This window comes from Acetobacter musti, from assembly GCF_011516835.1.
GTDB lineage: Bacteria > Pseudomonadota > Alphaproteobacteria > Acetobacterales > Acetobacteraceae > Acetobacter > Acetobacter musti.
The window spans coordinates 1-1,503 of the sequence record NZ_WOTB01000099.1 but is presented as its reverse complement, the minus strand read 5'-3'; the positions used below and the strand labels follow the sequence as shown (position 1 = coordinate 1,503).

General features: G+C 54.6%; 2 protein-coding genes and 1 pseudogene. 1 reads left to right on the top strand and 2 read right to left on the bottom strand.

The features are described 5' to 3' along the window. Positions 1-101 (top strand): annotated as a pseudogene (locus GOB93_RS20890) (IS5-like element ISMex42 family transposase); the annotation flags it as partial. A gap of 470 nt (positions 102-571) precedes the next feature. Here GOB93_RS20890 and GOB93_RS20885 read toward each other — a convergent pair. Together GOB93_RS20885 and GOB93_RS20880 are read right to left on the bottom strand one after the other, a co-directional pair. Beyond that, on the bottom strand, positions 572-808 hold the full coding sequence (locus GOB93_RS20885) for a hypothetical protein (RefSeq protein ID WP_242010973.1): 237 nt from the start codon (positions 806-808) through the stop codon (positions 572-574). Positions 809-929: 121 nt separating this feature from the next. Then, a partial coding sequence (locus GOB93_RS20880; protein WP_173585271.1) for an IS5 family transposase occupies positions 930-1,503 on the bottom strand: 574 nt, incomplete at its 5' end.

Genomic DNA, 1,503 nt, shown 5'->3' with positions numbered 1-1,503 from the left:
TCAAGGAGTGGCGCGCTGTCGCAACCAGATACGAAAAAACAGCAACGTCGTTCCTCGCGGTCATCCACATCGCTGCCGCAGCAGACTGGATCAAGCCCTAACAGGCCCTAATGCCCCACCGGCGGCAAGTCCCGAAACGGCGCGCGTGATAACCATGATGGGCACCGACCGATCCTGCACCGTGTCAACGGGGCAGCCGCCGAATGATGAAGTTGGTCTCATATTGGTGGCCTGGATACCGTTCATCGATCCTCTGGGCCAACTGATCGTGTGTTATCTCGCCGCGATAGGCTGCATGCAACCAGTTGGAGAAATCACGTATCTGAGCATCGCTGTCAAGCGGGAGGCGATGATAGTTCGGATCGGCACTTACATCTCCGATCAATGCTTTATACCATCTCGTAAACTGTGGATCTTCCGACACATAATTCAGGGAATGTGAGCATCCTGTCAGTAAAAAAGACAATAGAGTTATCATGGGAAACAAGAGCGAAACTCTGCGTGAAGTCGATTTCATATATGATGATATGCAGTTTGGTCTACGTTTCAAATTTTTCTCCATCTATTTTGATCAGTTTTTAATGACATAAAAATTCCATTTCTCATCACAAGGTAATGGGACATCACAGCGAAATGCAGTTTTTATTTCTGACAACAGAGGTCGAGATTTACGAACAGTGATGGTGCGATCACGACGCAGCGCGACCAGCATGATCCCCGCATTGTTGACGAGAACATTCAGACGGCCGAATTCCCTGACAGCCACGTCAACAAACGCGTGAGGGTGTCTTCCCTGCTGAACGTCCAGTTCGAGCGCAATGGCCCTGCCGCCCTCCCGCTGGATTTCTGTATAATGCCGGAAAGACGGTCCATCCGCCGCGCCCCAAGGACGACGAAAGCGCCGGCCCGCATAATCAGCCTGGAGGTTGTTATGGACTTTGCATGAGCAGGCTGGCTGCGTTTTTCAGCATGAAACCTGCGAAGGCGATGGTGTGCATTGCGGCGAGGGTTGAAGCACAGCGCTCGTAGTCTTTTACGAGCCTTCTGCACCGTGTCGCCCGCGCGAACGATCTCTCCACGATCCATCGCTGGGGCAGCAACACAAAACCCCGCTTTGCCTGAGGCAACCTGACGATTTCGAGAGTGATATCGTGCTCTTCAGCGGCTTTCGCCGCTTTTGATCCGGTATAGCCCTGATCGGCCCATGCCAGTTCCACGCTTCCGCCTGTTGCCTGCTGGATAGCTTCCGCCAGCGGACCGGCTTCTGCCCGGTCATCCCTGTTTGCCGGGGTGACGTGCAGGACCAGAAGATGACCCAGGGTGTCGACCGCCATGTGCAGCTTCGATCCCTTCTTTCTTTTCGCGCCATCATACCCGGACCGTGGCCCGCTTTCCGGGGTCGAACGCAGTGTCCGGCTGTCGATAATCGCCGTTGTCGGCTCAGCCTGTTTTCCTGCAGCCAGCCGCAGCACAGCCCGGAGATCGTGGACAACAGCCTCGAAA